The organism is Microtetraspora sp. AC03309 (assembly GCF_020826795.1).
Classification (GTDB): domain Bacteria; phylum Actinomycetota; class Actinomycetes; order Streptosporangiales; family Streptosporangiaceae; genus Microtetraspora; species Microtetraspora glauca.
Window position 1 is genome coordinate 24,194 of sequence record NZ_JADDIL010000024.1, and the last position, 26,292, is coordinate 50,485.

Annotated in this window: 19 protein-coding genes; 11 read left to right on the forward strand and 8 right to left on the reverse strand. The window is 70.5% G+C overall.

The genetic code is table 11. The features are described from left to right. Positions 1 to 57: 57 nt before the first annotated feature. Complete coding sequence (locus IMZ11_RS16355) at positions 58 to 519, reverse strand: NUDIX hydrolase (RefSeq protein ID WP_228642280.1); 462 nt, start codon at positions 517 to 519, stop codon at positions 58 to 60. A 253-nt stretch (positions 520 to 772) separates the two neighbouring features. On the opposite strand from IMZ11_RS16355, the gene IMZ11_RS16360 reads away from it, so the two are divergent. Further along, complete coding sequence (locus tag IMZ11_RS16360) at positions 773 to 3,040, forward strand: MMPL family transporter (RefSeq protein WP_228642282.1); 2,268 nt, start codon at positions 773 to 775, stop codon at positions 3,038 to 3,040. A 13-nt stretch (positions 3,041 to 3,053) separates the two neighbouring features. Here the strand turns inward: IMZ11_RS16360 and IMZ11_RS16365 are convergent, their stop codons facing one another. Then, positions 3,054 to 3,935: a hypothetical protein gene (locus IMZ11_RS16365; RefSeq protein WP_228642284.1), complete on the reverse strand. Its 882-nt coding sequence runs from the start codon at positions 3,933 to 3,935 to the stop codon at positions 3,054 to 3,056. A gap of 88 nt (positions 3,936 to 4,023) precedes the next feature. Here IMZ11_RS16365 and IMZ11_RS16370 point away from each other — a divergent pair, with 88 nt between their 5' ends. Then, on the forward strand, positions 4,024 to 5,265 hold the full coding sequence (locus IMZ11_RS16370; RefSeq protein ID WP_228642286.1) for a nitrate/nitrite transporter: 1,242 nt from the start codon (positions 4,024 to 4,026) through the stop codon (positions 5,263 to 5,265). Here IMZ11_RS16370 and IMZ11_RS16375 read toward each other — a convergent pair. Next, on the reverse strand, positions 5,257 to 6,003 hold the full coding sequence (locus IMZ11_RS16375; protein ID WP_228642288.1) for an MBL fold metallo-hydrolase: 747 nt from the start codon (positions 6,001 to 6,003) through the stop codon (positions 5,257 to 5,259). The two genes, IMZ11_RS16370 and IMZ11_RS16375, sit on opposite strands and share 9 nt — an antisense overlap. A gap of 137 nt (positions 6,004 to 6,140) precedes the next feature. On the opposite strand from IMZ11_RS16375, the gene IMZ11_RS16380 reads away from it, so the two are divergent. Beyond that, on the forward strand, positions 6,141 to 6,971 hold the full coding sequence (locus IMZ11_RS16380; protein WP_228642290.1) for a putative RNA methyltransferase: 831 nt from the start codon (positions 6,141 to 6,143) through the stop codon (positions 6,969 to 6,971). Positions 6,972 to 7,145: 174 nt separating this feature from the next. Next, on the forward strand, positions 7,146 to 8,861 hold the full coding sequence (locus IMZ11_RS16385) for a prolyl oligopeptidase family serine peptidase (protein ID WP_374462278.1): 1,716 nt from the start codon (positions 7,146 to 7,148) through the stop codon (positions 8,859 to 8,861). Here IMZ11_RS16385 and IMZ11_RS46215 read toward each other — a convergent pair. Continuing rightward, entirely contained in the window at positions 8,836 to 10,368 is a 1,533-nt protein-coding gene (locus tag IMZ11_RS46215; protein WP_228642294.1) for a PP2C family protein-serine/threonine phosphatase, read from the reverse strand. The genes IMZ11_RS16385 and IMZ11_RS46215 overlap by 26 nt on opposite strands. A gap of 157 nt (positions 10,369 to 10,525) precedes the next feature. Here IMZ11_RS46215 and IMZ11_RS16395 point away from each other — a divergent pair, with 157 nt between their 5' ends. Further along, positions 10,526 to 14,695 (forward strand): HAMP domain-containing protein, encoded by a 4,170-nt coding sequence (locus IMZ11_RS16395; RefSeq protein WP_228642296.1) that lies wholly within the window; start codon positions 10,526 to 10,528, stop codon positions 14,693 to 14,695. Between the two features lie 3 nt (positions 14,696 to 14,698). After that, the gene (locus tag IMZ11_RS16400; protein WP_228642299.1) at positions 14,699 to 15,331 is read left to right on the forward strand and encodes a two-component system response regulator; all 633 of its coding nucleotides are present in this window, start codon (positions 14,699 to 14,701) and stop codon (positions 15,329 to 15,331) included. A gap of 394 nt (positions 15,332 to 15,725) precedes the next feature. On the opposite strand, the gene IMZ11_RS16405 is transcribed toward IMZ11_RS16400, so the two are convergent. Beyond that, the gene (locus tag IMZ11_RS16405) at positions 15,726 to 17,309 is read right to left on the reverse strand and encodes an NYN domain-containing protein (RefSeq protein ID WP_255706566.1); all 1,584 of its coding nucleotides are present in this window, start codon (positions 17,307 to 17,309) and stop codon (positions 15,726 to 15,728) included. Positions 17,310 to 17,517: 208 nt separating this feature from the next. Beyond that, the gene (locus IMZ11_RS16410; protein WP_228642303.1) at positions 17,518 to 20,133 is read right to left on the reverse strand and encodes a sigma factor; all 2,616 of its coding nucleotides are present in this window, start codon (positions 20,131 to 20,133) and stop codon (positions 17,518 to 17,520) included. A gap of 179 nt (positions 20,134 to 20,312) precedes the next feature. Here IMZ11_RS16410 and IMZ11_RS16415 point away from each other — a divergent pair, with 179 nt between their 5' ends. Then, positions 20,313 to 20,855 (forward strand): orotate phosphoribosyltransferase, encoded by a 543-nt coding sequence (locus IMZ11_RS16415; RefSeq protein WP_061260083.1) that lies wholly within the window; start codon positions 20,313 to 20,315, stop codon positions 20,853 to 20,855. Between the two features lie 21 nt (positions 20,856 to 20,876). Here IMZ11_RS16415 and IMZ11_RS16420 read toward each other — a convergent pair whose 3' ends face one another. Both IMZ11_RS16420 and IMZ11_RS16425 read right to left on the reverse strand, forming a co-directional pair. Continuing rightward, positions 20,877 to 21,311, reverse strand: coding sequence for a hypothetical protein (locus tag IMZ11_RS16420; protein ID WP_228642305.1), 435 nt, complete (start codon positions 21,309 to 21,311; stop codon positions 20,877 to 20,879). Positions 21,312 to 21,390: 79 nt separating this feature from the next. Beyond that, positions 21,391 to 22,074, reverse strand: coding sequence for a DedA family protein (locus IMZ11_RS16425; protein ID WP_228642307.1), 684 nt, complete (start codon positions 22,072 to 22,074; stop codon positions 21,391 to 21,393). Between the two features lie 137 nt (positions 22,075 to 22,211). Between IMZ11_RS16425 and fbaA the strand changes: the two genes are divergently transcribed. The 4 genes from fbaA to IMZ11_RS16445 all read left to right on the forward strand — a co-directional run bounded on the left by fbaA (position 22,212) and on the right by IMZ11_RS16445 (position 26,283). Next, positions 22,212 to 23,234: a class II fructose-bisphosphate aldolase gene (fbaA, locus tag IMZ11_RS16430; RefSeq protein ID WP_061260086.1), complete on the forward strand. Its 1,023-nt coding sequence runs from the start codon at positions 22,212 to 22,214 to the stop codon at positions 23,232 to 23,234. 149 nt (positions 23,235 to 23,383) lie between these two features. Further along, entirely contained in the window at positions 23,384 to 23,803 is a 420-nt protein-coding gene (locus IMZ11_RS16435) for a DUF3151 domain-containing protein (RefSeq protein WP_228642309.1), read from the forward strand. Between the two features lie 165 nt (positions 23,804 to 23,968). Beyond that, positions 23,969 to 25,252, forward strand: a complete 1,284-nt coding sequence (locus IMZ11_RS16440; RefSeq protein ID WP_228642311.1) for an adenylosuccinate synthase — start codon at positions 23,969 to 23,971, stop codon at positions 25,250 to 25,252. A 104-nt stretch (positions 25,253 to 25,356) separates the two neighbouring features. Further along, a complete protein-coding gene (locus IMZ11_RS16445) occupies positions 25,357 to 26,283 on the forward strand; it encodes a glycerophosphodiester phosphodiesterase family protein (protein ID WP_228642313.1) in 927 nt (308 codons plus the stop codon). The last annotated feature ends 9 nt before the right edge of the window (positions 26,284 to 26,292 follow it).

The following is a 26,292-nucleotide window of genomic DNA, read 5'->3' on the forward strand; positions in this document are numbered from 1 at the left end:
CCCGTCGTCGTAGGCCGTCCTTCAACGACATTCCCCTACACACCGGACTAATCGGACTCAGGGCGCCAGGTAGACGACGGTTCCGTCCGTACGGGCGGTCTGCGCGGCCCTGAACCGGGCGACAAGGAAGGACGGCATCAGCGCGTCGGCCTCCTCAGCGGTGAAGAACCCGAAGTCGTCGAGCTCCTCGTCCTGCAGGACGATGCCGTCGCCGCCGTCCAACGTGCCGCAGTCGAAGAGGAAGTGCACCAGCGGGACCGGACGGTCGTCCAACGGCTCCACCCAGTTGACGACGAGCAGCGGCCCTACCGGCAGCGTCAGGCTCAGCTCCTCGCGCACCTCCCTGCCGCAGGCCGCCTCCGGCGACTCACCCTCGTCGACGTGCCCGCCGGGCCAGCCCCAGTGGTCGCGGTAGTTCGGCTTGACCAGCAGCACGCGACCGGCGGGGTCGGTGATGAACCCGCCGGCGGCCACGATCACCTTGTGCAGCCCGGCGTAGAACACGTCAGCGGGGATCACGGGCGGGCCCTCCAGTGGAATGGACGCATGCCCCCGAGCATAGATCGTCGCCCTCTCGGGGTGGCAGACCGCCGGTGAGCTGCGGATTCGGGGCGTCACCCCGGCTCCCGGCAGGTCGTCCCCTACGCGGCCCCCAGGGATGTCCAGTAGCTCTCGAGGCGGACCCGGGTGTCGTCCGCTCCGTCGACGGCAGGAGCACGGGTTGGTCTTCCGGCCGGAGGTTTCCGGCCTCATCGATTCCTACGGTTTCCCTGTGACAGGGAAGACGCCGACGCGCCGCCGTAGAAACCTCGCCGCCTCGATCGGAGGCTGGAGCGCCCGCCACAGATGGTGGGCGTTGCTCATCTGGACCACCTTCGTGATCGTCTCGGTGTTCGCCGGGAACGCCGTCGGCGTCGCGAAGATGAAGTCGTACGAGAACGCGAACGGCGATTCCCGTGAAGCCGCGCGGATCCTGGACGGAGCCGGGTTCGAGGACGTGGCGAGCGAGGTCGTCCTCCTCCAGAGCGGCACCCTGACCATCAAGGACCGGCGGTTCCGCGACGCCGTCGCCGATGTGAAGAAGGCCGTCGAGGCCACCGGCCAGGTCGAACACGTGCGCACGCCGTACGACAAGGAGCCGTCGCCGGTCACCGAGGACGGGAAGACGGCGCTGGTCCAGTTCGACATGAAGGGCGAGGGCGCGACCGCCAAGGATCGGGTCCGGCCGGTACTCGACGCCGTGGCCGGGGTCGCGGCCGCGCATCCCGGCGTGCGGATCGAGCAGGCGGGCGGGGCGAGCGCCGACAAGCTGATCGGCGAGGCGATCGACGAGGACTTCGTCCGCGCCGAGCAGCTCTCGCTGCCGATCACCCTCGGCATCCTGCTCGCCGCGTTCGGCGCCCTGCTGGCCGCGGTGGTCCCGGTCGCGCTGGCGATGACGGCGATCGTCTCGGCCACCGGCCTGCTGGCCCTGACCAGCCACCTCCTCCACGTGGACGACGCGACGAGCAACGTGATGCTGCTGATCGGCCTCGCGGTCGGCGTGGACTATTCGCTCTTCTACATCATGCGCGAGCGCGAGGAGAGGGCGAAGGGCCGGGACAAGCGGCGGGCCATGGAGATCGCGGCCGCCACGTCGGGCCGGGCCGTCCTGGTCTCCGGCGTCACCGTGATCGTGGCGATGGCGGGGATGTTCCTGACCGGCAACGGCATCTTCATGGGCTTCGCCGAGGGAACGATCCTCGTGGTGCTGACGGCCGTGGTCGGCTCGCTGACCGTGCTCCCCGCGCTGCTCTCCCTGATCGGCGACAAGATCGACGCCCGGGTGATCCACGGCACGGTCCGCGCCGTCACCCGCGGCCGGGTCACCTGGCGGCGCGTCCTCGGTGTACGCGGTGGCGAGAGCCGCTTCTGGGGCGCGGTCCTCGGCCCGGTGCTGCGCCGCCCGGCGATCTCCGCCGTCCTCGCCGGCGGCCTGCTCGTCGCGCTGGCGATCCCCGCGGTGGGCCTGAAGACCGGCCCGCAGACCATCGACGACCTCCAGGGCGACTACGCGATCGCGGAGACCTTCAAGCGGATCGACACGGCGTTCCCCGGCGGCAACGAGCCGGCCGTGGTCGTGCTCAAGGCTGCCGACGCGACCTCCCCCGAGGTCACCTCGGCGATCGAGGAGTTCCGGAAGCGGGCGCTGGCCACCGGCGAGGCGAACGAACCATTCAACGTCTCGATAAATCCGGACAAGACGGTGGCGCGGATCGCCATCGGAATCAAGGGAACCGGCACCGACGCCGTGTCCGAGCACGCCGTCCACACGCTGCGCGAGAAGGTCATCCCCGCCACCATCCCCGGCGCCCATGTCACCGGCGCCACCGCGGGCTCGATGGACTTCAACGACCAGTTGGCCCGGAGCCTGCCGCTCGTGTTCGGGTTCGTGCTCCTGTTCGCGTTCCTCCTGCTGCTGGCCTCGTTCCGCTCCCTGGTGGTCGCGGTCAAGGCCATCGTGCTCAACCTGCTGTCCGTCGCGGCGGCGTACGGCGTGCTCGTACTGGTCTTCCAGAAGGGGTACGGCGAGAGCCTGCTGGGCTTCGAGTCCACCGGGACGATCACCGACTGGTTGCCGCTGTTCCTGTTCGTGATCCTCTTCGGGCTCTCGATGGACTACCACGTCTTCATCCTGAGCCGGGTGCGTGAGGCGTACGACAGGGGCATGCGGACCGAGGACGCGGTCGCGTACGGCATCAGGAGCACGGCGGCCGTGGTGACCAGCGCGGCGCTCATCATGGTGGCGGTGTTCGCGACGTTCGCCACGCTGTCGCTGCTGACGTTCATGCAGCTCGGGGTCGGCCTGGCGGTGGCGGTCCTGATCGACGCCACGATCGTGCGGGCGGTGCTGCTGCCCGCGACCATGAAGCTGCTCGGCGACTGGAACTGGTACCTGCCCCGCTGGCTCCGGTGGCTGCCCCAGCTCTCCCATGGCGAGGACAGCGAGGAGGAGGAGCGGCCCGCCGATCGGGGCCGCGTCCCGGCCCCGGTCGGCTGACGCCTCGGGCGGGCTACGGCATCAGACCGAGGAGGGCGAACTTGCGTGCCTGCGCGGGCTCGGCCATCCGCTGGACCTCCTTCAGGTTCGTCCCGAGTACGACGATCGTGTTGTTGGGCGTTCCCTTCACCCGGACCGCGAGCCTGCCGTCCGTGAGGTAGGTGGCGCCGATCAGGCTGCCCTTGACCGGCAGCTTGATGGTGCTCCCTGTCACGGTGTCGACCAGCGTGGGACGGAACCACAGCGGCCAGGAGCCGTCACCGCCGGGGGAGCTCGCGCCGATCTTGTTGACGATCACCCGGCGGCCGTCGGGCGACAGGCTCTGGACGTGGTTCGCGAGCTTGATCCCCGCCGCCCGCCGGGTCTTCCCGATGGTGGTGTCGAGGAGGAAGACGCCGTCGGTCGTTCCGGCGTAGCCGGCCAGGTAGCGGCCCCCCGCCGACCAGGCGAGGTGGCACACCCCGTACGACTTGCCGATCTTGCGGCGGTTCTTGCCGTCGGCGCCGACGATCCCGATGGGCGCCATGGACTCCGCGGCGGTCATCGCGTACGCGATGCGGGTGGAGTCGGCGGACCAGACAGGGGTGGCGCACGGAACGCCGGAGACCGCGCCCTTGGCGACGACGGTGTCTCTCGTTCCCTGGGTCACGTGCAGGCGCCCGTTGTCGTCGACCCAGGCGACCTTCTTCCCGTCGGGCGCGGCCGAGATCTGGATCATGGTGCCGACCTTGGTCTTCGTGAAGCCCTTGCCCGGCAGGTACGTGTGGACGATGGCCGCGGTCCCCTCGTATCCGAGGAAGGTCGCTCCACTCACCTGCCGTGCCGCCGCCTGGGCCGGGGCCGGAACGGCGAGGAGGGGTAGGGCGAGCACCGGCAGAGCCGTCATGATTCGCATAGCCGTAACGATTATCGGATCATCGCCACATACGGCAATTCACCCCCCAATTTGTCCGGAAAAATCATGTTTAGGTAAAGTTTGCGCCATGGGGGCTCTCGGAATCGTTCGACGGCCCCTGACCTTCTGGATCGTGGGCGTGTTCGCCTACATCGTCGCCGTCTTCCACCGCCAGTCGCTCGGCGTGAGCGCGATCGACGCGACGGCCAGGTTCGGTATCGGCGCGACGGGCCTCTCCCTCCTCGCGATGCTCCAGCTGCTCGTCTACGCGGCCATGCAGATCCCGGTCGGCGTCCTGGTCGACCGGCTGGGATCCAAAAAGATGATCATCATCGGCGCGGCCGTCATGGCCGCGGGGCAGGTCGTCTTCGCGCTCGCGGACGGCCTGCTCGGAGCCGTCGCCGGCCGGATCCTGATCGGTTCCGGCGACGCGCTGACCTTCATCAGCGTGATCCGCATCGTGAACCTCTGGTTCCCGGCCCGCAGGAACCCCCTGATCGTGCAGATCACCGCCCAGCTCGGCCAGGTGGGCGCGATCGTGTCGGCGGTGCCGCTGATCAGCTCACTCCACTCGTACGGCTGGACCCCCACCTTCCTCGGCGCCGCCGCCCTCAGCGTGCTCGTGCTCGTCTCGGCGGTGATCCTCCTGCGCGACCGGAGACCGGACGCGACCACCGCGGGGATGGGAGTGCGCGCCGCGTGGGCCCACCCGGGCACCCGGCTGGGCATGTGGACCCACGCCGCGACCCAGTGCTCCTCGGCCGCGTTCACGATGTTGTGGGGATATCCGTACCTGGTCGAGAGCCAGGGGCTGTCCCCGCAGGCCGCCGGCCTGCTGATCACCACGCTGACCGTGCTGTCGATGACGGCCGGGCCGTTGCTCGGCTACCTCGCCGGGCGGTTCCCGTTCCACCGTTCCCGGATGGTGTTGATCGTCATCGGCGCGACGGCGGCGGCGTGGACCGCGGTGCTGCTGTGGCCGGGCCACGCCCCGCAGTGGGTGCTCGTGCTGCTGGTGGTCGTGCTCGCGACGAACGGCCCCGGCTCGGCCATCGGCTTCGACTACGCGCGGACGTTCAACCCCACCGAGCGCATCGGCGTGGCCACCGGCATCGTCAACAGCGGCGGCTTCGCGGCGTCGATGACGGTGATCACCACGGTCGGCGTCCTCGTCGACCTGGTCGGGGACTACCGCTGGGCGTTCGCCGTGCAGTACCCCATCTGGCTGCTCGGCGCGGTGCAGGTCGTCCGCTACCGCGTGCGCGCCCGGCGCCTCCAACCGGCCCCGGCCCCGGCCCTGAACCCCAACCCCGGCACCGCCTCAGCCTGAGACCGGGGCACCGGTCGGTACGAAGGGGTCGGCGAAGTGCCCGGTGCCCAGGACGGCGACGCGGCCGAGGAGGGCGACCCGGCTGCGCACCGCCAGTTCCGGATCCTCGTCGTAGACATAGGTGATCGTGGGATCACGCAGCTGCTCCGGATGGAGCACCACGTCCCCGCTGAGCGCGAGATCGCCCACCTCGACCGTCTGGTGCCCAGGGGTGTGGCCGGGGCTGTGGACGGCGGTGATCCCGGGCAGCAGCTCGGCCGTGCCGTCCAGGATCTGGAGCGAGTCGCCGAGCGGGACGACGACCTGGTCGCGCATCGGACCACGCACCCAGTCGAGCTCGGCCCGCTGTACGGCATAGCGCGCGTTGGGGAACGCGGGACCGTCACCGGTGACGCTGCCGCTCGCGTGGTCGCTGTGCAGGTGCGTCAGGACGACCAGGTCCACATCCGCCGCGGCGACGCCGTGGGCGGACAGCTCCTCGAACAGCCGTCCCGGCACGGGTGCCCAGCTCGCCGCGGGAGACCCGGCTCCGCCGATCCCCGTGTCGACCAGGACGGTACGGCCGGCCGCCCGCAACAGGTAGCAGTGGAAGTGGAGGATCCACTCCTCACCGTCCGCGAACGATCCTCTGGGGAACATCTCGGGCAGCGGCTTGCGGATGTGCGAGCCCATCGGCCCCACCGCATCACACAATGGGATGACCTCGACACCGGACACGATCCTCGCTTCATGCGCCATGGCCCACACAATAGGAGAATCAGGGCTCTTCCATATCTCGCTCATCTCTCTCGCTGAACGCCGATTTCGGCACGAAGGCCAGCAGATCGCTCCGGGCGGAGCGTCGCCCCGCACCGGGGCACGCCATGATGGAACGCATGCTCGCCGACGTGATCGATCACCTGACCTGCCCGGTCTGCCGGGAACGGCTGGCACTGGCCGAAGGCACCGTCAGGTGCGAGCGCGGGCACAGCTTCGACGTCGCGCGGCAGGGATACGTCAGCCTGCTGACGGGATCGGCGGTCCCCGGCACGGCCGACACCCCTGCGATGGTGGCGGCCCGCGCGGACTTCCTCGCCGCCGGCCACTACGCGCCGCTCGCCGGCCGTCTCGCCCGGCTCTGCGCGGACGCGGACGCGTCCGTGGTCGCGGACGCGGGCGCGGGAACCGGCTACTACCTCGCGCACGCCCTTCCCGGCCGGGCCGTCGGCATCGCGCTCGACGTCTCCAGGCACGCGATCAAGCGGGCGGCGCGGGCGCACCCCCGGATCGGCGCCCTGGTCGCGGACGTGTGGCGGCCGCTCCCCGTCCGGGACGCGAGCGTGGACGTGCTGCTCAACGTGTTCGCGCCGCGCAACCCCTCCGAGTTCGCGCGCGTCCTGCGGCCCGAGGGGACGCTCGTGGTGGTCACGCCGGCCGCCGGCCACCTGCGCCCGCTGGTGGAGCGCCTCGGCCTGTTGTCGGTGGACGAGGACAAGGAGCGGCGGCTGGAGGATGCCTTCGGCGACCGGTTCACGAAGGCGGGACGCGAGGACGTGGAGATCACGCTCGATCTCTCCCATCCGGCGGTCGAGGCCGTGGTGGGGATGGGCCCGAGCGCCTGGCACACCGACCCGGGCACGCTGGCCGAGGGCGTCCGCGCGCTGCCCGATCCGGTACGCGTGACCGCGTCGTTCCAGATCACCACATGGACGCGAAAGCCCTCCTGATACTCCAGTGACTAAAGGGGTATTTCGCCAGAAATTCCGCTTTAAGATCCTCCGGTTCTCCGGCCATTCCGCAGATTCGCGGGACATACTTGACGCGACCCCGCCGGCATCGATTCCAGGGGAGGCTGCTTGAAAGCCGAGGAGCGCTGGCAGGCCAGGTTCCGCGCGCCACGCATGACCCTGCCGACATGGGCCCGCCAAGCACCACATCACGCCGTGTACCGCGGCGACGCCTCCGGCACCTGGGAGATCCACGCCTGGGACCGCTCGACCGGGCGTACCCGCCAGGTGACCGACCGGCCCGGCGGCACCACGCACGCGGCCATCGACCCCACCGGCCAGTGGATCTGGTGGTTCGCCGACACCGACGGCGACGAGTACGGCGGGTGGATGCGCCAACGGTTCTCCGGCGGCCCCGACATCCCGGTGGACACGCCCCCCGGTCACCCCGGCGGGCTCGGCCTGTCCGTCGCGGGCGGCGCGGCGGTCGGACGGTCCGGCCGCGACGGCTTCCAGGTCCTGCTCGTCCGCGACCAGGAGGACCCGGTCACGATCTACGAGCACGGCGAGCGCGCCTCCGTGGCCGCGATGTCCCTCGACGGGTCGCTCATCGCGATCGACCACAGCGAGCACGGCGACTCCCGTCATCCCGCCCTCCGGGTCGTCAGGGCGAACGGCCGCACCGTCGGCGAGCTGGACGACGGCACCGGCAAGGGCGTGACCGGCGTCCGGTTCGCCCCCGCGCTCGGCGACCGACGGCTGCTCGTCCTGCACGAACGGCGCGGCCGGCACGAGCCGCTGATCTGGGACCCCGCCACCGGCGAGCAGCGGGAGATCTGGCTCCGGGTGCCCGGGGAGATCGACGCGGACTGGTACCACGACGGCCGCGCCCTGCTCATCGTGCACAACCACCGAGGCCGTACGGAGCTCCTGAAGTACGACCTCACCGGCGGCGGGCTCACCCCGATCGACAGCCCGCGCGGCGTCATCGACGCGGCGGCCCCACGCCCGGACGGCTCCGTGGAGTACTCCTGGTCGAGCGCCTCCCAGCCGCCCGTGATCAGGTCGAGCAACGGCCACGTGGTGATGAACCCCGGGCGGGCCGCGCCGGCCTCGGTGCCCGTCGAGGACGTCGACGTCGAGGGCCCCGGCGGCCGGATCCACGCGTTGATCTCCCGGCCGGAGGCCGGTGCCCCGCCGTACCCCACGGTGTTCCTCCTGCACGGCGGCCCGGCCGCGCAGGACGGCGACGCGTTCCTGCCCGGTGTCGCGGCCTGGGTGGACAGCGGGTTCGCCGTGGTCCGGGTCAACTACCGCGGCTCCATCGGATACGGCTCCGCCTGGCGCGACGCCCTGCACGGGGACGTCGGGCACATCGAGCTCGCCGACGTGACGGCGGTGCGCGAATGGGTGGTCGGCCGGGGCATCGCCGATCCCGAACGGCTCGTCCTCGCCGGCGGATCGTGGGGCGGCTACCTCACGCTCCTCGGCCTGGGCACCCAGCCGAAGATCTGGGCCGCCGGCATCGCCGCCGCGCCCATCGCCGACCACGCCGCCGCGTACGAGGACGAGGCGGAGCGGCTGCGGGCCTACCATCGGGCGCTGCTCGGCGGGTCACCCGACGAGATGCCCGAGCGGTACGCCGCGTCCTCCCCCATCGCCTACGCCGACCTGGTCCAGGCGCCGCTGCTGGTCCTCGTCGGCGAGAACGACCCCCGATGCCCGATCCGGCAGATGGAGGACTATCTCGAAGCCCTGGCCCGGCGAGGGCACGACCCGCACACCTACCGGTACGACGCGGGGCACGGCACGCTCGTGGTGGAGGAGCGCATCCGGCAGATGTCCCTCCAGATCGACTTCGCGATCAGGGCGCTCGCAGAACGAGAATAGCCAGGTCGTCGGCGCTCGGCTCGGGGGCGAAGTCCTGACAGGCACGGCGGATCCGCTCGGCCACCGCCCGCGCGGACAGGTCCACGCACTCCGCCAGCAGCTTGGCCAGCCCGCCGTCGTCGTCGAGCAGCCGCGAGCCGCACCGCCTCTCGGTCACCCCGTCGGTGACCCCGAGCAGCACGTCGCCGGACTCCAGCCGGACGCTCTCCTCGTGGAACTCCGCCTCCGGGAAGACGCCGAGCAGGGACTGCGGGGACGCGACGGCCTCCACGACGCCGCTCGGCCGGAGCCGGAGCGCCTCGGGATGCCCGGCGGACACCAGGTTGATGTCGAGGCCGCCCTCTGTACGCGTGATCTCGCCGTGCAGCAGGGTCAGGAACCTGGCCCTGTCGCCTTCCTCAAGGATCGCCTGGTTGAGCCGGGCGACCACGGCGGCGACGCCGTACCCCTCCCGGGCGAGCAGGCGGAGCGCGTGCCGGGCGAGGCCGGTGACCGCCGCCGCGACCGGGCCGGTGCCGCAGACGTCGCCGATGGCGAACCGCCAGATGCCGTCTCCGACGGGGAACAGGTCGTAGAAGTCCCCGCCGACCTCGTTGGTCTCCCCGGCGGGCTCGTAGATGACGTGGGAGTCCAGGCCGGGTGTGTGCGGCTCCTCCGGAGGCAGCAGGCTGCGCTGGAGCGCCAGGTTCGCCGCCGCCTGCTGGGCGTACAGCCGGGCGTTGTCCATCGCCAGGGCGGCCCGCCGGCAGAGGTCCTCGGCGAGCTGCATGACCTCGTCGGGGAAACGGTCGCTGCGGCCGACGCACATGATGCCGAGCCGCCGCCCGCGCGCGGTCAGCGGGAACGCCAGCGCCTGCCACTCGCCCACGTGCAGCACGGCGGGTCCGTCGCCCGGCGGCATGGCGATGTCCGCGAGCTCGTCACGCAACGCGTCCATCTGCGTCTCGTCGGCGTGCCAGAGGTAGGCGGGCACCACGTCGCCGGAGCCGTGTTCCACGGTGTAGACGGCGCACCAGGTGGCGAGCCTCGGCACCACGATCTGGGCGATGATCGCCGGGACCATGTCGGGGTCGAGCGTCCCCGCGAGCAGGTCGCTGGCGTCCGCGAGGAAGCCGAGCCAGCCCGGCCCGTGCATCGCCTCGCCCACCCACTCCTCGCTGGTACGGCCGACGCCTCCGGGCAGGTCGATCCGCGCCCAGCGCGTGCGGGCGGCTCCGCTGAACGTGACGCCCCAGGAGACGGCGTTCGTGGGCGGATCGACCGCCTCCGCCTCACCCTTCTCGCGTACCTCCACCTGGACGGAGTCACCGTGGTGCACCCACATGACCTCGAAAGGACCGTCTCCGGCCTCCTCGACGAGGTCGCCGGCGAGACGCTCGGCGTCGACGCTCACGGACATGGCGGCCCACGCGGTCATCACTTCACGCGTGAACCGCCTCGCGGCTGGTACGGCCTCGTCGCCCGGCGCGAAGGACGCGGCGAGCACGGCACGTGGGGTAGTTGTCACCGGTTCCGTGTTATCACACTTCGACCTGACCCTCGTCAAACAAGCAGACGACTACATGCCACGGAACGTGACAGACTGGCATGAGGTTCGTGCTCGGCACGGCTGCGGTTCCGCTGTGCTCGTTGGACCTGGAAATCCCGCAGGGGAAGGAGGCTCGATGTCGCGTGCCAACGGTGAGGCCGCAGATTCGGAGCGGTGCTACACCGAGTCCGACCTGAAGCCGCTGCTCGACACGCTCGTCACATGGCGGGACGGCGACTTCCGCCGTCGTGTGCCGCACGCGCCTCCCGGGATCCTCAGTGAGATACGTCTCCTTTTCAACGAGGTCGCCGACCGACGCGAGCACCTGGCGAACGAGTTGGTACGCGTCCGGCGCGAGGTCGTACGCGAGGGCCGGTTCGCCGAGCGCCTCATGCCCGGCCCCGGAGTCGGCCTGTGGGCGGAGAACGTCGAGTCCGTCAACGACCTGCTCGACGCGCTGGTCACCCCGGTCAGCAGCGCGGCCGACGTGATCGACGCCGTCGCCAAGGGCGACCTCTCCCGCCGCATCGACATCTCGCGGAGCGCCCGCGGCGAGGTGCGGCGGCTCGGCAAGGCCGTCAACGGCATGGTGGACCAGCTCGCCCTCTTCACCTCCGAGGTGACGAGGGTCACCAAGGACGTCGGCACCGAGGGCAAGCTCGGCGGCCGGGCCAACGTGCGCGGCATGTCGGGCAGCTGGCGCGACCTCACCGAGGCCGTCAACACCATGTCCGGCCGCGTCTCGGCGCAGGTCCGCGACATCGCCGTCGTCACGACCGCGGTGGCCCGCGGCGACCTGAGCCGCAAGGTCACGGTCGACGCGGTCGGTGAGATGTTCGAGCTGAAGAACACCGTGAACACGATGGTGGACCAGCTCTCGGCCTTCGCCGAGGAGGTCACCCGCGTCGCCCGCGAGGTCGGCACCGAAGGCCGCCTCGGCGGCCAAGCCCAGGTCCGCGGCGTCTCCGGCGTCTGGAAGGACCTCACCGACAACGTCAACTTCATGGCGAACAACCTCACCTCACAGGTCCGCCAGATCGCCGCCGTCTCCACCGCCGTCGCACAGGGCAACCTCTCTAAGAAGATCACCGTCGACGCCCAGGGCGAGATCCTTGAACTCAAGGACACCCTCAACACGATGGTGGACCAGCTCTCCGCCTTCGCCGACGAGGTCACCCGCGTCGCCCGCGAGGTCGGCACCGAAGGCCGCCTCGGCGGCCGCGCCGAGGTCAAGGGCGTGTCCGGTGTCTGGAAGGACCTCACCGACAACGTCAACTCGATGGCCAAGAACCTCACCTACCAGGTGCGGAACATCGCCCAGGTGACCACCGCCGTCGCGAACGGCGACCTGACCCGCAAGATCGACGTGGACGCCCAGGGCGAGATCCTTGAGCTCAAGGACACCATGAACACGATGGTGGACCAGCTCTCCGCCTTCGCCGACGAGGTCACCCGCGTCGCCCGCGAGGTCGGAACCGAAGGCCGCCTCGGCGGGCAAGCCCGCGTCCTCGGCGTCTCCGGCGTCTGGAAGGACCTCACCGACAACGTCAACTCGATGGCGAACAACCTCACCTCACAGGTCCGCCAGATCGCCGCCGTCTCCACCGCCGTCGCACAGGGCAACCTCTCCAAGAAGATCACCGTCGACGCCCAGGGCGAGATCCTTGAGCTCAAGGACACCATGAACACGATGGTGGACCAGCTCTCCGCCTTCGCCGACGAGGTCACCCGCGTCGCCCGCGAGGTCGGAACCGAAGGCCGCCTCGGCGGGCAAGCCCGCGTCCTCGGCGTCTCCGGCGTCTGGAAGGACCTCACCGACAACGTCAACTCGATGGCGAACAACCTGACCTACCAGGTGCGCGACATCGCCGAGGTGACCACCGCCGTCGCGAACGGCGACCTGACCCGCAAGATCGACGTGGACGCCCAGGGCGAGATCCTGGCGCTGAAGACGACGATCAACACGATGGTGGACCAGCTCTCCTCGTTCGCGTCCGAGGTCACCCGCGTCGCCCGGGAGGTCGGCTCCGAGGGCCGCCTCGGCGGCCAGGCGCGGGTCGAGGGCGTCGAGGGCATCTGGAAGGGCCTCACCGAGAACGTGAACGAGCTGGCCGGTCGCCTCACCACTCAGGTGCGCGCCATCGCCGCCGTGACCAGCGCGGTCGCCCGCGGCGACCTCACCCAGTCGATCACCGCGGAGGCCGAGGGCGAACTGGCCGACCTCAAGGACAACATCAACACGATGGTGGGCAGCCTGCGGCTCACCACCAAGGCCAACCAGGAACAGGACTGGCTCAAGTCCAACCTGGCCAGGATCTCCCGCCTCATGCAGGGCCACCGCGACCTGATCGAGGTCGCCCGGCTGATCATGAGCGAGCTCACGCCGCTCGTGTCCGCCAGCCACGGCGCGTGCTACCTGGTCGTGGACGGCGAGCTCACCCTGATCGCGGGGTACGGCATCCAGCCCGGGTCGAGTCCCCGCCAGCGTTTCGCCCTCGGAGAGGGGATCGTCGGCCAGGCGGCCCTGGAGACCCAGCAGATCATCCTGGAGAACGTCCCGGCCGAGTACATCACGATCGAGACCGGCCTCAGCACGTCCACCCCGGCCCAGATCGTGGTCCTGCCGATCCTGTTCGAGAGCCAGGTGCTCGGCGTCCTGGAGATGGCCTCGTTCAACCAGTTCAGCGAGGTGCACCTCGCCTTCCTGACCCAGCTCGTGGAGACCATCGGCGTCACGATCAACACGATCATCGCCAACTCCCGCACCGAGGACCTGCTCAAGGAGTCCCAGCGCCTCGCGATCGAGCTGCAGGAGCGCTCCGACGAGCTCCAGCGCCAGCAGGAGGAGCTGCGCCGGTCCAACGCCGAACTGGAGGACAAGGCCGCGCTGCTGGCCAAGCAGAACCGCGCGATCGAGATCCAGAACTTCCAGATCGAGCAGGCCAGGCGCACCCTGGAGGAGCGGGCCGAGCAGCTCGCGGTCTCCTCGCGCTACAAGTCCGAGTTCCTCGCCAACATGTCCCACGAGCTGCGCACCCCGCTGAACAGCCTGCTCGTGCTGGCCAAACTCCTCACGGAGAACGCCGAGGGCAACCTCACTCCGCAGCAGGTCGAGTTCGCCAGGACCATCCACGGCGCGGGCTCGGCCCTGCTCCAGCTGATCAACGACATCCTCGACCTGTCCAAGGTCGAGGCCGGCCGCATGGACGTCCACCCGCAGCAGCTCTCACTGCCCAAGCTGGTCGACTACATGGACGCCACGTTCGCCCCCGTCGCGCAGGACAAGGGACTGTCCTTCTCGGTCGAGGTCGATCCGAGCGTGCCCGGCGAGCTGCGCACCGACGAGCAGCGGATGCAGCAGGTCCTGCGCAACCTGCTCTCCAACGCGATCAAGTTCACGCCCAAGGGCGAGGTCCGGCTCAAGGTCAGCCACGCTCCCGCGCACGTGCTGTACGTCGACGAGACGCTTCAGGCGTCGGACAACATCCTCGCCTTCTCGGTGATCGACTCCGGCATCGGCATAGCGCCGGACAAGCTTGAAGTGATCTTCGAGGCGTTCCGTCAGGCCGACGGCACGACCAGCCGCAAGTACGGCGGCACCGGCCTCGGACTGTCCATCTGCCGGGAGATCGCCCGCCTCCTCGGAGGCGAGATCCACGTCGACAGCGAGCCGGGCCAGGGCAGCACGTTCACCCTCTACCTGCCCATGGCGTACTCCGGACCGCTCGCGGCACGAGACGGCGGCGCCACGACCAGCGGCGCGTACAACGCGGGCGACGAGCTCATCGAGCGGGAGAGGGACGAGATCCTCCCGGAGATCCCGCTGCCGACCGACCTGCCGGTGCCCCAGCTCGCGCCGGTGCTCAACGGCCAGGACTGGCAGGGCGACGACCCGCTCAACGGCGCCAAGATCCTGATCGTGGACGACGACATCCGGAACGTCTTCGCGCTCACCAGCGTCCTGGAGCGGCACGGCTCCACCGTCGTGTACGCCGAGAACGGCCGCGAGGGCATCGAGCAGCTCGAACGCAACGAGGACGTCGCCCTCGTCCTGATGGACATCATGATGCCGGAGATGGACGGCTGGGCCACCACCACGGCGATCCGGCAGATGCCCCAGTTCGCCGACCTGCCGATCATCGCGCTGACCGCCAAGGTGATGCGCGGCGACCGGGAGAAGAGCATCGCCTCCGGAGCCTCCGACTACGTGCCCAAGCCGGTCGACGTCGACCGTCTGCTCGAGCGCCTTCGAGGCTGGCTTCTGCGCGGCCGTGAGGCCACCTCCGAGACCCGCGAAGGAACCTGATCGATGCCGGACCGCGCCAAGATCCTCCTTGTCGACGACCGCGAAGAGAACCTGATCGCTCTGGAGGCGATCCTCAGCTCGCTCGACCTGATCCCCGTCCGGGCCCGCTCGGGTGAGGAAGCGCTGAAGGCCCTGTTGGGCACCGAGTTCGCGCTCATCCTCCTCGACGTACGCATGCCCGGAATGGATGGGTTCGAGACCGCCGCCCACATCAAGCGGCGGGAGCGCACCCGCAACATCCCGATCATCTTCCTGACCGTCGTCGACAGCGCCCCCGACTACGCCTTCCGCGGGTACGCCGCCGGAGCGGTGGACTACCTGACCAAGCCCTTCGACCCGTGGGTGCTGCGCGCGAAGGTCGCCGTCTTCGTCGAGCTCTACAACATGAACCGGCGGCTCACCGAGCAGGCCACCCTTCTCCGCGAGCGGCTGACCTCCGAACTACCCGAAGGAAACGGCGCCGACCAGGCCGAGGTGCTGCCCGAGCTGTCCCGCCGGCTCAGCGCCGTCGAGGACGAGCTGGCCCGGGTACGCGAACTGGTCGGCAAGACCGGCGAACCCCCCCTCATCGGCCACATGAGCGACCTCGCCGAACGCGTCGGTCGCCTCAGAGCCGGTTTCGACGCCCTCGCCTGACCTCAGCGTCCCACTCGCTCGTCGGTCAGCTCAGCGTCGCGCCCGCTCAGCGTCGGAGAGCCTCGCTCCGCTCGGCGGGAGCAGGCGCCCTCAGCCGCCGGCTTCCGTCCTCACTCGGGACTCCTTCGTCGCCCACTCGCTCGTCGGTCAGCTCAGCGTCGCGCCCGCTCAGCATCAATGGCCTCGCTCCGCTCGGCGGGAGCAGGCGCCCTCAGCCGCCGGCTTCCGTCCTCACTCGGGACTCCTTCGTCGCCCACTCGCTCGTCGGTCAGCTCAGCGTCGCGCCCGCTCAGCATCAATGGCCTCGCTCCGCTCGGCGGGAGCAGGCGCCCTCAGCCGCTGGCTTCCGTCCTCACTCGGGACTCCTTCGTCGCCCACTCGCTCGTCGGTCAGCTCAGCGTCGCGCCCGCTCCAGGGCATCCCAGAAGCCGCGGCGCAGGGCCTGGCGGACCTCCTCATGGAGGAGGAAGTCGATCGGGAGCGACGAGCCCTGGAGAAGCCGGGCCTCCAGGTCGGACGGCATCCGGGGTTTGCGGGCGAGCACCGCCTCCAGCCACAGGACGGGAGCGTCGCGGGCGACCGACTCCCCGAAGTCGAAGCCCTCCTTGTGCGCCGCCTGCACCGACTCGGCGAGCGTGGTCGTGCCGCCCGCGCTGTGCGCCGCCGGCTGGGTGGGCTGCGGTCCGGTGTACGGCCCCAGCGGCACCGGACCGGGCGAGGAATAGGCGTTCTCGGAGCTCCCGGAATAGTTCGAGGAGCTCGGGTAGCTCGGGGAGTTCCCCGCGTAATGGTTCTGGGTCGCCGGAGCGCTCGGTGCGGGTGGCGACCCGAGGGGCGCCGGCAGCGGCGACGAGACCGGCGCGAGGGAAGAGATCTGGGCCACCGGTGAGACCTGCGCGGGCGGCGACGCCGGTGGCGCCGTCGGTGCGGGCAACTGGGCCGGCGGGGACACCTGAGGCAACGGCTGCGCGGGCGGCGTGGCGGCCAGCGGCGCCGGCGCGGGCGCGGGAAGCTGCGGGGGCGGCTCCGGAGAGTAACCGGTGTACGCGGGAAGGGCCGGCTGGACCGGCTGGGCCGGACGGGCGTGCGCGGCACCTGAGGAGGGAGTCGCGGCGGGCGCGGCGTGATCACCACCCACGGCACCACCACCCACGGCACCACCGCCTGCTGCTCCACCGCCTGTAGCCCCGCCACCCAACGCGCCGCCGCCCAGCAGGCCGTTGTTCGGTGTGCCCGGTAGCAGGCCGTTGGTGGAGGCACCGTTGGTCGCCAGCAGGCCGTTGGTGGACACGCCGCCGCCCACCGGCAGGCCGTTGGTGGACACGCCGTTGGTCGAGCCGCCGCCCGACCCGCCGACGCCGAACGTTGCGTTGGCGGGCTGCCCGGCGCCGTTCTGCCGGGACTGACCGTTCAGGGCGGGCTGCTGACCGCCCGCGTGGGCGGGAGCCGGGTCGGCGTTCGCGCTCGAAGTGACATACGGCCGGAGGTGGCCGCCACCGATCTCGATGAGGTCGTCGCACTCCTGGCGCAGCGTGCGGGAGGCCGACCAACCGCCGTCGACGGCGATGTGGATGACGGTCACCCGGATGCCGAGGTCCTGCGCGTCGCTGACGACCTCGACGAGGTCTTCGTCGCCGGTGACCACCACGGCGTCGCAGATCGCGTTGTTGCGCGCCAGCGTCATCATGTCGCGGTGCACCTGGGCGTCGACGCCCTCACGCCGGCCGGGGCGGATCCGGGCCAGGCGGAGCTTGAGTCCGGGAAGATCGGCCAACGCGTCGTGCTCCGCCGTCCGGCGGCCTTCGACCGTCGCCTCATACCAGTAGCATCGGAGCAGCGGAAGGCCGGTGCGTTCCTTGCACAAACCGGCCAGCAACTGGAGCAGCCCGGGGTAGTCCCAGGAGACGGCCTCTCGGTGGCGGGTTCCGTGCGCGGCCAGGGCGCCGTCCGCCAGCAGGTAGCCGGCGTCAACGAACAACGCGCAGCGATCCACGCGACACCGCCCTTCCTACGTGGCCATCTCAGGGTAATCAAGCGGGTGAAGCGGCGAGGGTGAATCGGCACGATTCAGGCCTCGCCGACACGATGGGGGTCTCGTGTGCCCCGGCCCCGATGCCGTAGCGTTCACGGAGACCGTACCAGTTTGTCCTGGTCTTGCCTTCCCCCCAATTCGGTATAAGACAGGGTCATGGCAGGGCCGGAACACTGATCGCGGCGACACCGAAAAGCAGCGCGTCCTTCCTGGTCAGGATGTTGAGTACCGAACTCTGACCACGCAGCGTGACCGAGTCGCGCCGGGGCCCGGCCTTCCCCGGCCAGGTCAGAACGTCCAGCTTCGCCTGCCGTCCCCCGGCCGCCAGACCGCCGAGCGTGACGTTCAGCGGCCCGCCTCCCCGGAGCAGCGACGCCGTCTCCAGCACCGCCGCCTGCCCGTACGGCTGTTGCGGGTCGGAGGCGACCACGACCAGCGTCCACCCGGCCCGCCCGGCGGAACCGGCGGAACCCTTCGCTCCGCCGGACGCCCTGCTGTCCGGCACCCTGCTGTCCCTGCCGTCGGAGGCCCTGCCGTCGGAGGCCCTGCCGCCGGAGGCGGACACACGCGAAGGACCGGTTCGGATCGACGCGTCCGCGACCCACCACACGCCGGCCGGACCGCCGGCTCGTACGAGCCCCGTCACGTCGGCGAACGCGAGATAGCCGGTCCCGGTGGGAAGGGTGCGCCGGGACACCTCGGCGGCGTGCACCGTCACGTAGTGCCGTGAACGTGGCGCCCGGACCCGGACGTCACCGGCGGGAGCGGTCCCCTCGCCACCGGCCGACCAGTAGAGCCCGGCCCAGAGCACCCGGCTCCGGCTCGGCAGCGTGAGACGCGCGGGGCTGGAACTGCGCGTCGCCGGGTCCTTGTCGAGATCCACCAGGACCTTCTCCGTACACGTGGTCCGCTTCTGCGGACAGCCCGACAGGGCGTTCCCGACGGCCTGGCCGGTCACGTGACCGTCGGTCGCGAAGCGTGCCGTGGCACCGGAGGCGCGGACCCCCTTGGCCGACGTCGCGGCCGCCCGCAGCGTGCCCGCCCGGACCCGTACGGTCGGGCCGCGGTCCTCCGGAGCGTCACCGGACACGTTCACCGGCAGGAAGAGCGAGGTGGCCTGGCCCGCCGCGAGCGCGTCGTGCGCGCACCGCACTCCCTTCCCGCTCGTACGGCACGCCCAGCCATCCGCCGTCTCCGCCGACGCCGCGTGTCCTCTGCGCCCTCCGACGGTGGCGGGGACGACTCCCTTGGGCAGGTCAACGGCGGCTTCGACCTCCTGCGAGGCGGCGTTCCCCGTGTTGCGCAGCCGTACGGCGACGATGCCCCGGCGAGCCCGCACGAGCCCGCCGACCGGTTCGACGGTCGCGGCGAGCCGGGCCACCCGGGGCACGGGAGCCTGGGCCTGTTCCTTGGACATGAAGGGCCGCTCGACGACCGGCGGTTCCGGTGTCGTCCCTCCGGGTTTACGCGCCCCACCCGACGGTGCCGGTGAGGCCGAGGACGAGGGCACAGGCGAGACGGAGACCGAGGCGGCGGGTGAGGCGGCGGGCGAGGAGCGGTGGAACGGGGAGAGCGGCGGCACCCCCGGGTGGGACGGCCCCTCCGGGGAACGCGCGGCCGACGCCCGCCCGGACGGCGACAGCCCGGTGGGTGAGGGCACGGGTGGGGACGGCGCCGGTGGTGACACCACGGGTGGGGAGGGCACCGGCTGCGGGCGGCCGTGCCCGTCGTCCACGCCATGATCGCCGGTTCCGCCGGTTCCGCCGTTCCCACGGTCTCCGCCGGTTCCGCCGGTTCCGCCGGTTCCGCCGTTCCCACGGTCTCCGCCGGTTCCGCCGGTTCCGCCGGTTCCACGGTCTCCGCCGCTCCCGTCCCGGCCGTCGTGGGAGCCGTGCCCGTCGTAGGAGCCGCGCCCGTCGTGAACGCCCTGTGCGGACGGGTGGCCGCCACCGATGACGACGTCGGAGAGGAACAGCCCGCCGGCCGCGGCCGCGGCCGTGCCCGCCGCGGCGGCCCAGTACGCGAGGGGCACCCGCCGCACCCAGCGGACGACGCCGGTCCGTCCCCCGCCTCCCGCGGCGGCGGCGCCGCGGAGCGCGGCGAGATATCCGGTGAGGAAGGGACCGGCGACGAGCGGACCGACGACGACCCGCAGGCCCTGAACGACGTCGGACAGTTCGAGGAAGACCGTCCGGCAGTCGACGCAGTCGGCGACGTGGCCATCCACCAGGCGGGTCTCCCGCCGGGTCAGGCCACCCCGGACGTAGGCCGCCATCTTCTCCACCATCACCCGGCAACCGGGCAGCGGACCGCCGTCCAGGTGGATCTGGAGGAACGCCTGGCGCAACCCCTCGCGGGCGCGGTACGCGAGGGTCGCGACCCCTTTCACGGAGAGGCCGAGCATCAGGGCGATCTCCCCCGCGCCGCAGGCCTCCACCTCGGTGTGCCACAGCACCATCCGCCACCGCTCAGGCAGGGAGAAATACGCCGTGGCGACGAGCGAGCGCTCCAGCCCGGCGTAGGCCGGGTCCACGTACGGCGTGCCGAGCGCGTCCTCGTCGGTCTCCCCCGCTGCCGTACGGCGGAGCGCGGTCAGGAGGTAGGGGCGGAAGGCCGATTCCGGCCCACCGCCACTCCTGATCGCGTTGAGAACGGCCGCGAAGGTCTCGGAGACGATGTCCTCGGCCTCCGCGTCGCCCTCGACCATCTGGCCGGCCAAGGAGCGGGCCGCGGCGACGTGACGATCGAAGAGCGGCGCATAGGCCGCCACGTTGCCACCCCGCACCGCGTCCAGGAGTTCTGCATCGGTTTGCCGGATTCCCGCACTCATTGTTACCCCACGATTACGCTGAGTCGTCCCGCACATGATTCCGCCGACCATGCGATGCCTAAACCGGTGACGGGTCCTTACCTCCGAACCGGTGGCCGCGACCTCGTAGGCTGGGCGCCATGAACGACCGCGAGAAGCTGCTTGACGAGATCAAAAAGAAGGGGGTCGTGCACGGCAGGGTCGTGCTCTCCTCGGGCAAGGAGGCCGACTGGTACGTCGACCTGCGCCGCATCACGCTCGACGGCGTGGCGGCCCCGCTCGTGGGGCGGGTGATGCTCGACCTGACCGAGGACCTCGGCTATGACGCGGTCGGCGGCCTGACGCTGGGCGCGGACCCCGTGGCGACCGCGATGCTGCACGCCGCCGCCGCCCGGGGCCGGACTCTTGACGCCTTCGTCGTACGGAAGGCGGGCAAGGCCCACGGCCTGCAGCGCCGGGTCGAGGGGCCGGACGTGAAGGGGCGCCGCGTGCTCGCGGTGGAGGACACGACGACCACGGGCGGCTCCGTGCTGACCGCCGTGGAGGCCCTGCGCGAGGCGGGCGCCGAGGTCGTGGGCATCGCGACGATCGTGCACCGGGGTGGCGACGAGAACCTGGCCGCCACCGGTCTGCCGTACCGCTCGGCCTACGGCCTGGCCGATCTGGGGATCACGTCGGCCTGAAAGTTTCAGCCCGGCGGTATCTCAGCGGGAACGGCTCACCTTGAACGCCTGGCGCTCCCCGGTCTCACCCGGGGGGCGCTGGGTCCCGTTCTCCAGGACCGTGACCGTGCTCGCGTCGCCGAGGACCACGTCGAGTTCGGGGTCGAAGTAGGACGCCTGCTCGCCCCGGGTCAGGTCCCGGTCCATCAGCACGTCTCCGCCGGGGATGCGGACGAAGACCGGGCACCGGTCGGCGCTGCACACGATCTGGACGGTCGCCGTCCGGGTGCTCGCGGGTGAGGGCGTACCCCCGGAGACGCGGGGCGAGGAGGAAGGGACGGCCTCGGCGTCTCCCGAGCCGAGGACCGTCAGCAACGAGGTGGCGAAGGCGCCGGCGACAGCCAGCGCGAGCAGGACCGCCAGGCCGATGAGTACCAGCCGGGCGATCCCCATCGGATCAGACCTGTGGCGTCCCACATACCGGAGGGTAGCGGCTCCACGAAGAGGTCAACAGCACCCAAATGGGGATTAATCACTCTTTCATGCACCAGAGGGGTCAGCGTCCCGCGTGGTGCTTCCCCTTCGGCTCCGCCACGGCACCGGCCTTGCGGTTCTTCAGGACCTCGCGGACGATCGGCACCAGCGACAGCGCGACGATCACGAAGACGCCGGGCAGGATGTACTTGTCGATGCCCTCGACCTTGCTGCCGAGGAAGTAACCGAGCAGCAACAACGCCTCGACCCAGACGACGCCGCCCACGACGTTCCACACGAAGAACTTGCGCGCGTCCATTTCCAGGACACCGGCGACGGGGTTCATGAAGGTGCGGACGATCGGCATGAACCGCGCCGCGACCACGGCCTTGGCCGGGCCGAACTTCTCGAAGTAGTGCTCGGCCTTTTCGACGTGCTCCTTTTTGAACAGCCGGGAGTCGGGCTTGTCGAAAAGCTTGCGGCCGATTCGCGCGCCGAGCAAATGGCCGAGCTGGGCGCCGAGGATCGCGGCCAGCGGTGTTCCGACGAGCAGGGTCGGCAGCGAGAGGGGTTCGATGCCCAGCCCCTGCGCCGCCGCGGCGGAACTGAAGATCCCGGCCGCGACCAGCAGCGAGTCGCCCGGCAAAAAGAAACCGACGAGCAACCCGGTCTCGGCAAAGATGATCGCGATGACGCCGACCGTCGCGAAGGCGCCGAGCATGGTCAGCCACCACTGCGGGTCAAGAAGGTTCAGGATCACGTCCACGCCCCGAGCTTACCGGTCGGATATGAGGCGACACTTAAAGAAGACGGGCCGCGGCCCCGAGCCTGCTTCACACATCGGCGCACGCTTCGGGATACTTGCGACCGCCGGTAACTGTCTCAGAAGGAGATGAATTTCCGATGCCTATCGCGACTCCAGAGGTCTACGCCGAGATGCTCGACCGGGCCAAGGAGGGCGGCTTCGCCTACCCGGCGATCAACGTGACCTCGTCCCAGACGCTGAACGCGGCGCTGCGCGGCTTCGCCGAGGCGGAGAGCGACGGCATCATCCAGGTGTCGACCGGCGGTGCGGAGTTCCTCTCCGGCACGACGGTCAAGGACATGGTGACCGGCTCGGTCGCCCTGGCCGAGTACGCCCGGGTGGTGGCCGCCAAGTACCCCGTGACCGTCGCCCTGCACACCGACCACTGTCCGAAGGACAAACTGGACGGTTTCATGCGCCCGCTGATCGAGATCTCTCGTGAGCGGGTCGCCAGGGGCGAGGAGCCGCTGTTCCAGTCCCACATGTGGGACGGCTCCGCCGTACCGCTGGAGGAGAACCTCTCCATCGCCTCCGAGCTGATCGAGAAGTGCGCCGCGGCGCGTGTGATCATGGAGATGGAGATCGGCGTCGTCGGCGGCGAGGAGGACGGCGTCGTCGGCGAGATCAACGAGAAGCTGTACACCACGGCCCAGGACGCCATCGCCACCGCCGAGGCCGTCGGCCTGGGCGAGCGCGGCCGCTACCTCCTGGCCGCGACGTTCGGCAACGTGCACGGCGTCTACAAGCCGGGCCACGTCAAGCTGCGTCCCTCCGTCCTGAAGGACATCCAGGAGGCCGTCGGCGCCAAGTTCGGCAAGGAGAAGCCGTTCGACCTCGTCTTCCACGGCGGCTCCGGCTCGCTGCTGGAGGAGATCCACGAGGCCATCTCGTACGGCGTGGTCAAGATGAACATCGACACCGACACGCAGTACGCCTTCACCCGCCCGGTCGCGGACCACATGTTCCGCAACTACGACGGCGTGCTGAAGGTCGACGGGGAGGTCGGCAACAAGAAGGCCTACGACCCCCGTTCGTACGGCAAGGCCGCCGAGGCGGGCATGGCCGACCGGGTCGCCGAGGCCTGCCGCCACCTCAAGTCGGCGGGCACCAAGCTCCGCTGACCGAAGCCCGGTCGACCACACGTCTGACCAGGCGTCGCCGCGCGGAACACGTTCTTCCGTTCCGTGCGGCGACTTCCCGGAGAATTTCCGTCAATCTTGCCCCCGCCCGCTCATCACAGTGCGGGCTGTCCACAGGTAAGACTGTGGACATGGAATCGCATGAGAACCTCCTGGCCGGTCCGCCGCCCACCCTCCTCCCGGACAACACCGAGGCCCGAGAGATGCTCGAGTCCGGCGCCAAGGCGGCCGACGTGGCCGCGCGCTTCCCCGCCTACTCGGAAGCCTGGGCGGCGCTGGCCGACGACTACTTCGCGGCCGGGCACGCCGTCACGTCGTACGCGTTCGCGCGCACCGGCTACCACCGCGGCCTCGACCAGTTGCGCCGGGCCGGATGGAAGGGCCACGGCCCGGTCCCGTGGGACCACGGGCCGAACAAGGGCTTCCTGCGCTGCCTGCACGCGCTGAGCCGGGCCGCGCAGGCCATCGGGGAGAAGGACGAGGCCGAGCGCTGCGCCCGGTTCCTGCGTGACAGCAGCGCCGACGCCGCGAGGGAGCTCGCCGGACACTGAAGTGCCGTGACCTGCCCGAGCCGGTGGGAGCCGTACACGCGGGGTGACCGCCCACTTAGGACCCGGAGATCCCATTTTCCGACCGGCTCAGGTAGTCTCTGTTTGCAAGAGGCCCCTGTCGTGCTTGCGCCAGGGGTTTTCGTTTTGTGGTGCAGGAGTCAGACCATGCCGGCTGTGGTTCTCGTAGGCGCCCAATGGGGCGATGAGGGCAAGGGAAAGGCCACCGACCTGCTCGGGGGCGACGTTCACTACGTCGTGCGCTATCAGGGCGGTAACAACGCGGGCCACACCGTGGTCATCGGCGACCAGAAATACGCCCTGCATCTGCTGCCGACGGGCGTCCTCTCCCCGGACGTGGTCCCCGTGATCGGCAACGGCGTCGTGATCGACCCGGGTGTGCTGCTCAGCGAGATCGACGGGCTGGCCCAGCGCGGGATCAACGCCGACCGGCTGCTGATCTCGGCGAACGCCCACCTGATCATGCCGCATCACAAGGCCATCGACAAGGTCAGCGAGCGCTACCTGGGCAAGGCCAAGATCGGCACGACCGGGCGCGGCATCGGCCCCGCCTACGGCGACAAGATCTACCGCATGGGCATCCGCGTCCAGGACCTGCTGGACCCGGGCATCCTCAAGCAGAAGATCGAGATCGCCCTCGGCGACAAGAACCAGATCCTCACCAAGATCTACAACCGGCGCGGGCTCGACCCGGCCAAGGTGCTCGACGAATACCTCGCGTACGCCGAGCGGCTCAAGCCGCACATCACGGACACGTCGCTGGTGCTGAGCAAGGCGCTGGACGACGGCAAGGTCGTCCTCCTCGAAGGCGGCCAGGGCACGCTGCTGGACATCGACCACGGCACCTACCCGTTCGTGACCTCGTCGTCCCCGACCTCGGGCGGCGCGTGCGTCGGCTCGGGCATCCCGCCGTCGCGGCTCACCCGCGTCATCGGCATCCTCAAGGCGTACACCACGCGGGTCGGCTCGGGGCCGTTCCCCACGGAGCTGACCGACGAGATGGGCGACTGGCTGCGCTCCACCGGCGGCGAGTACGGCGTGACCACCGGCCGCAACCGCCGCTGCGGCTGGTTCGACGCGGTCATCGCGCGCTACGCCACCCGGATCAACGGCGTGACCGACTTCTTCCTCACCAAGCTGGACGTGCTGTCCGGGCTGGAGCGCATCCCCGTCTGCGTCGCGTACGACGTGGACGGCGTGCGCCACGAGGAGATCCCCATGACGCAGACCGAGTTCCACCACGCCAAGCCGATCTACGAGGAGCTGCCCGGCTGGCAGGAGGACATCACCGGCGCCAAGACGTTCGAGGACCTGCCGCCCAAGGCGCAGGATTACGTCAAAGCGCTCGAGGAGATGAGCGGGGCCCCGATCTCCGCGATCGGCGTCGGTCCCGGCCGCACGCAGACCCTCCAGATCCGCCCGCTGATCTGAGCGCGTTTCCCCACTCTCGCAGGTTGTGCGGCATTTGAGCGGATGCGCGCCGAGGGGGTGGGGATGCTCGGGCACCGCCGGCCCACCCAGTAGGGTTCGCCGTTGTGCACGGACACGTTGAACTACACGGCCATCGGGGAGCGCGCGGGCTGCGGCCCGAGAACACGCTTCCCGGGCTCGCTTTCGCGCTGGAACTCGGGGTCGACGCACTGGAGTTCGACGTCGCCCTGAGCTCCGACGGGCAGATCGTGCTCACGCACGATCTGATCGTCTCGCCGGTGACCAGCGCGGACACCGGGATGGCCACGGCGGGCGACGAGATGTTCCCGTACGTCGGCAAGCCGATCGGCTCCCTGACGCTCGACCAGCTCAGGACGCTCGACGTCGGCATCCGGATGCCGAAGCGCCCCGACGACCCGTTCGCGCTCACCCAGGTGCCGCTGCCGGACACCCGGATGCCCACGCTCGGAGCCGTGCTCGGCCTCGTCGACGCGTACGGCGCGGACCAGGTCAGGTTGCACGTCGAGCTGAAGTCCGACCCTGAGCGCCCGGACCTCTCGGCCGATCCGCGCGCGTTCACCGAGCTCGTGGTGAAGGAGCTCGACCGGCACGGCCGGCTCGCGAACACCGCCCTGCTCAGCTTCGACTGGCGCGTCCTCGAGATCGCGCGCCCGCTGGTCGACCGGCGGTACGCGCTGGTCGAGCAGGTGACGATGACCCCCACCTGGATGAACGGCCTGGAGCTGGCCGACTTCGACGGCGACCTGGCGGCCGCGGCCCTGGCGGTCGGGGCCACCACGCTGTCCCCCGACCGCGTGCTGGTCGACCGGGCACTGATGGCCGGCGCGGCGGACCGCGACCTTCCGGTGGTGGTGTGGACGGTCAACGATCCCGACGAGGCCGCCGGGCTCATCGACCTGGGCGTGGCGGGCATCGTCACCGACTATCCGGACCGGATGCGGCCCCTGTGGGCCGCCCGGGGGCTTTCCCTGCCGTCGCCGATCCCCCCGCTCCGCAACGCCGTCGCCTAGCCCCGTCGC

What these genes read in the sequence shown, in the direction of transcription:
- IMZ11_RS16365 (WP_228642284.1), bottom strand. Translation starts at nt 3,935, where the DNA reads ATGCGAATCATGACGGCTCTGCCGGTGCTCGCCCTACCCCTCCTCGCC.
- IMZ11_RS16400 (WP_228642299.1), top strand. Translation starts at nt 14,699, where the DNA reads ATGCCGGACCGCGCCAAGATCCTCCTTGTCGACGACCGCGAAGAGAAC.
- IMZ11_RS16440 (WP_228642311.1), top strand. Translation starts at nt 23,969, where the DNA reads ATGCCGGCTGTGGTTCTCGTAGGCGCCCAATGGGGCGATGAGGGCAAG.
- IMZ11_RS16370 (WP_228642286.1), top strand. Translation starts at nt 4,024, where the DNA reads ATGGGGGCTCTCGGAATCGTTCGACGGCCCCTGACCTTCTGGATCGTG.
- IMZ11_RS16385 (WP_374462278.1), top strand. Translation starts at nt 7,146, where the DNA reads ATGACCCTGCCGACATGGGCCCGCCAAGCACCACATCACGCCGTGTAC.
- fbaA (WP_061260086.1), top strand. Translation starts at nt 22,212, where the DNA reads ATGCCTATCGCGACTCCAGAGGTCTACGCCGAGATGCTCGACCGGGCC.
- IMZ11_RS16435 (WP_228642309.1), top strand. Translation starts at nt 23,384, where the DNA reads ATGGAATCGCATGAGAACCTCCTGGCCGGTCCGCCGCCCACCCTCCTC.
- IMZ11_RS16415 (WP_061260083.1), top strand. Translation starts at nt 20,313, where the DNA reads ATGAACGACCGCGAGAAGCTGCTTGACGAGATCAAAAAGAAGGGGGTC.
- IMZ11_RS16380 (WP_228642290.1), top strand. Translation starts at nt 6,141, where the DNA reads ATGCTCGCCGACGTGATCGATCACCTGACCTGCCCGGTCTGCCGGGAA.
- IMZ11_RS16375 (WP_228642288.1), bottom strand. Translation starts at nt 6,003, where the DNA reads ATGGCGCATGAAGCGAGGATCGTGTCCGGTGTCGAGGTCATCCCATTG.
- IMZ11_RS16395 (WP_228642296.1), top strand. Translation starts at nt 10,526, where the DNA reads ATGTCGCGTGCCAACGGTGAGGCCGCAGATTCGGAGCGGTGCTACACC.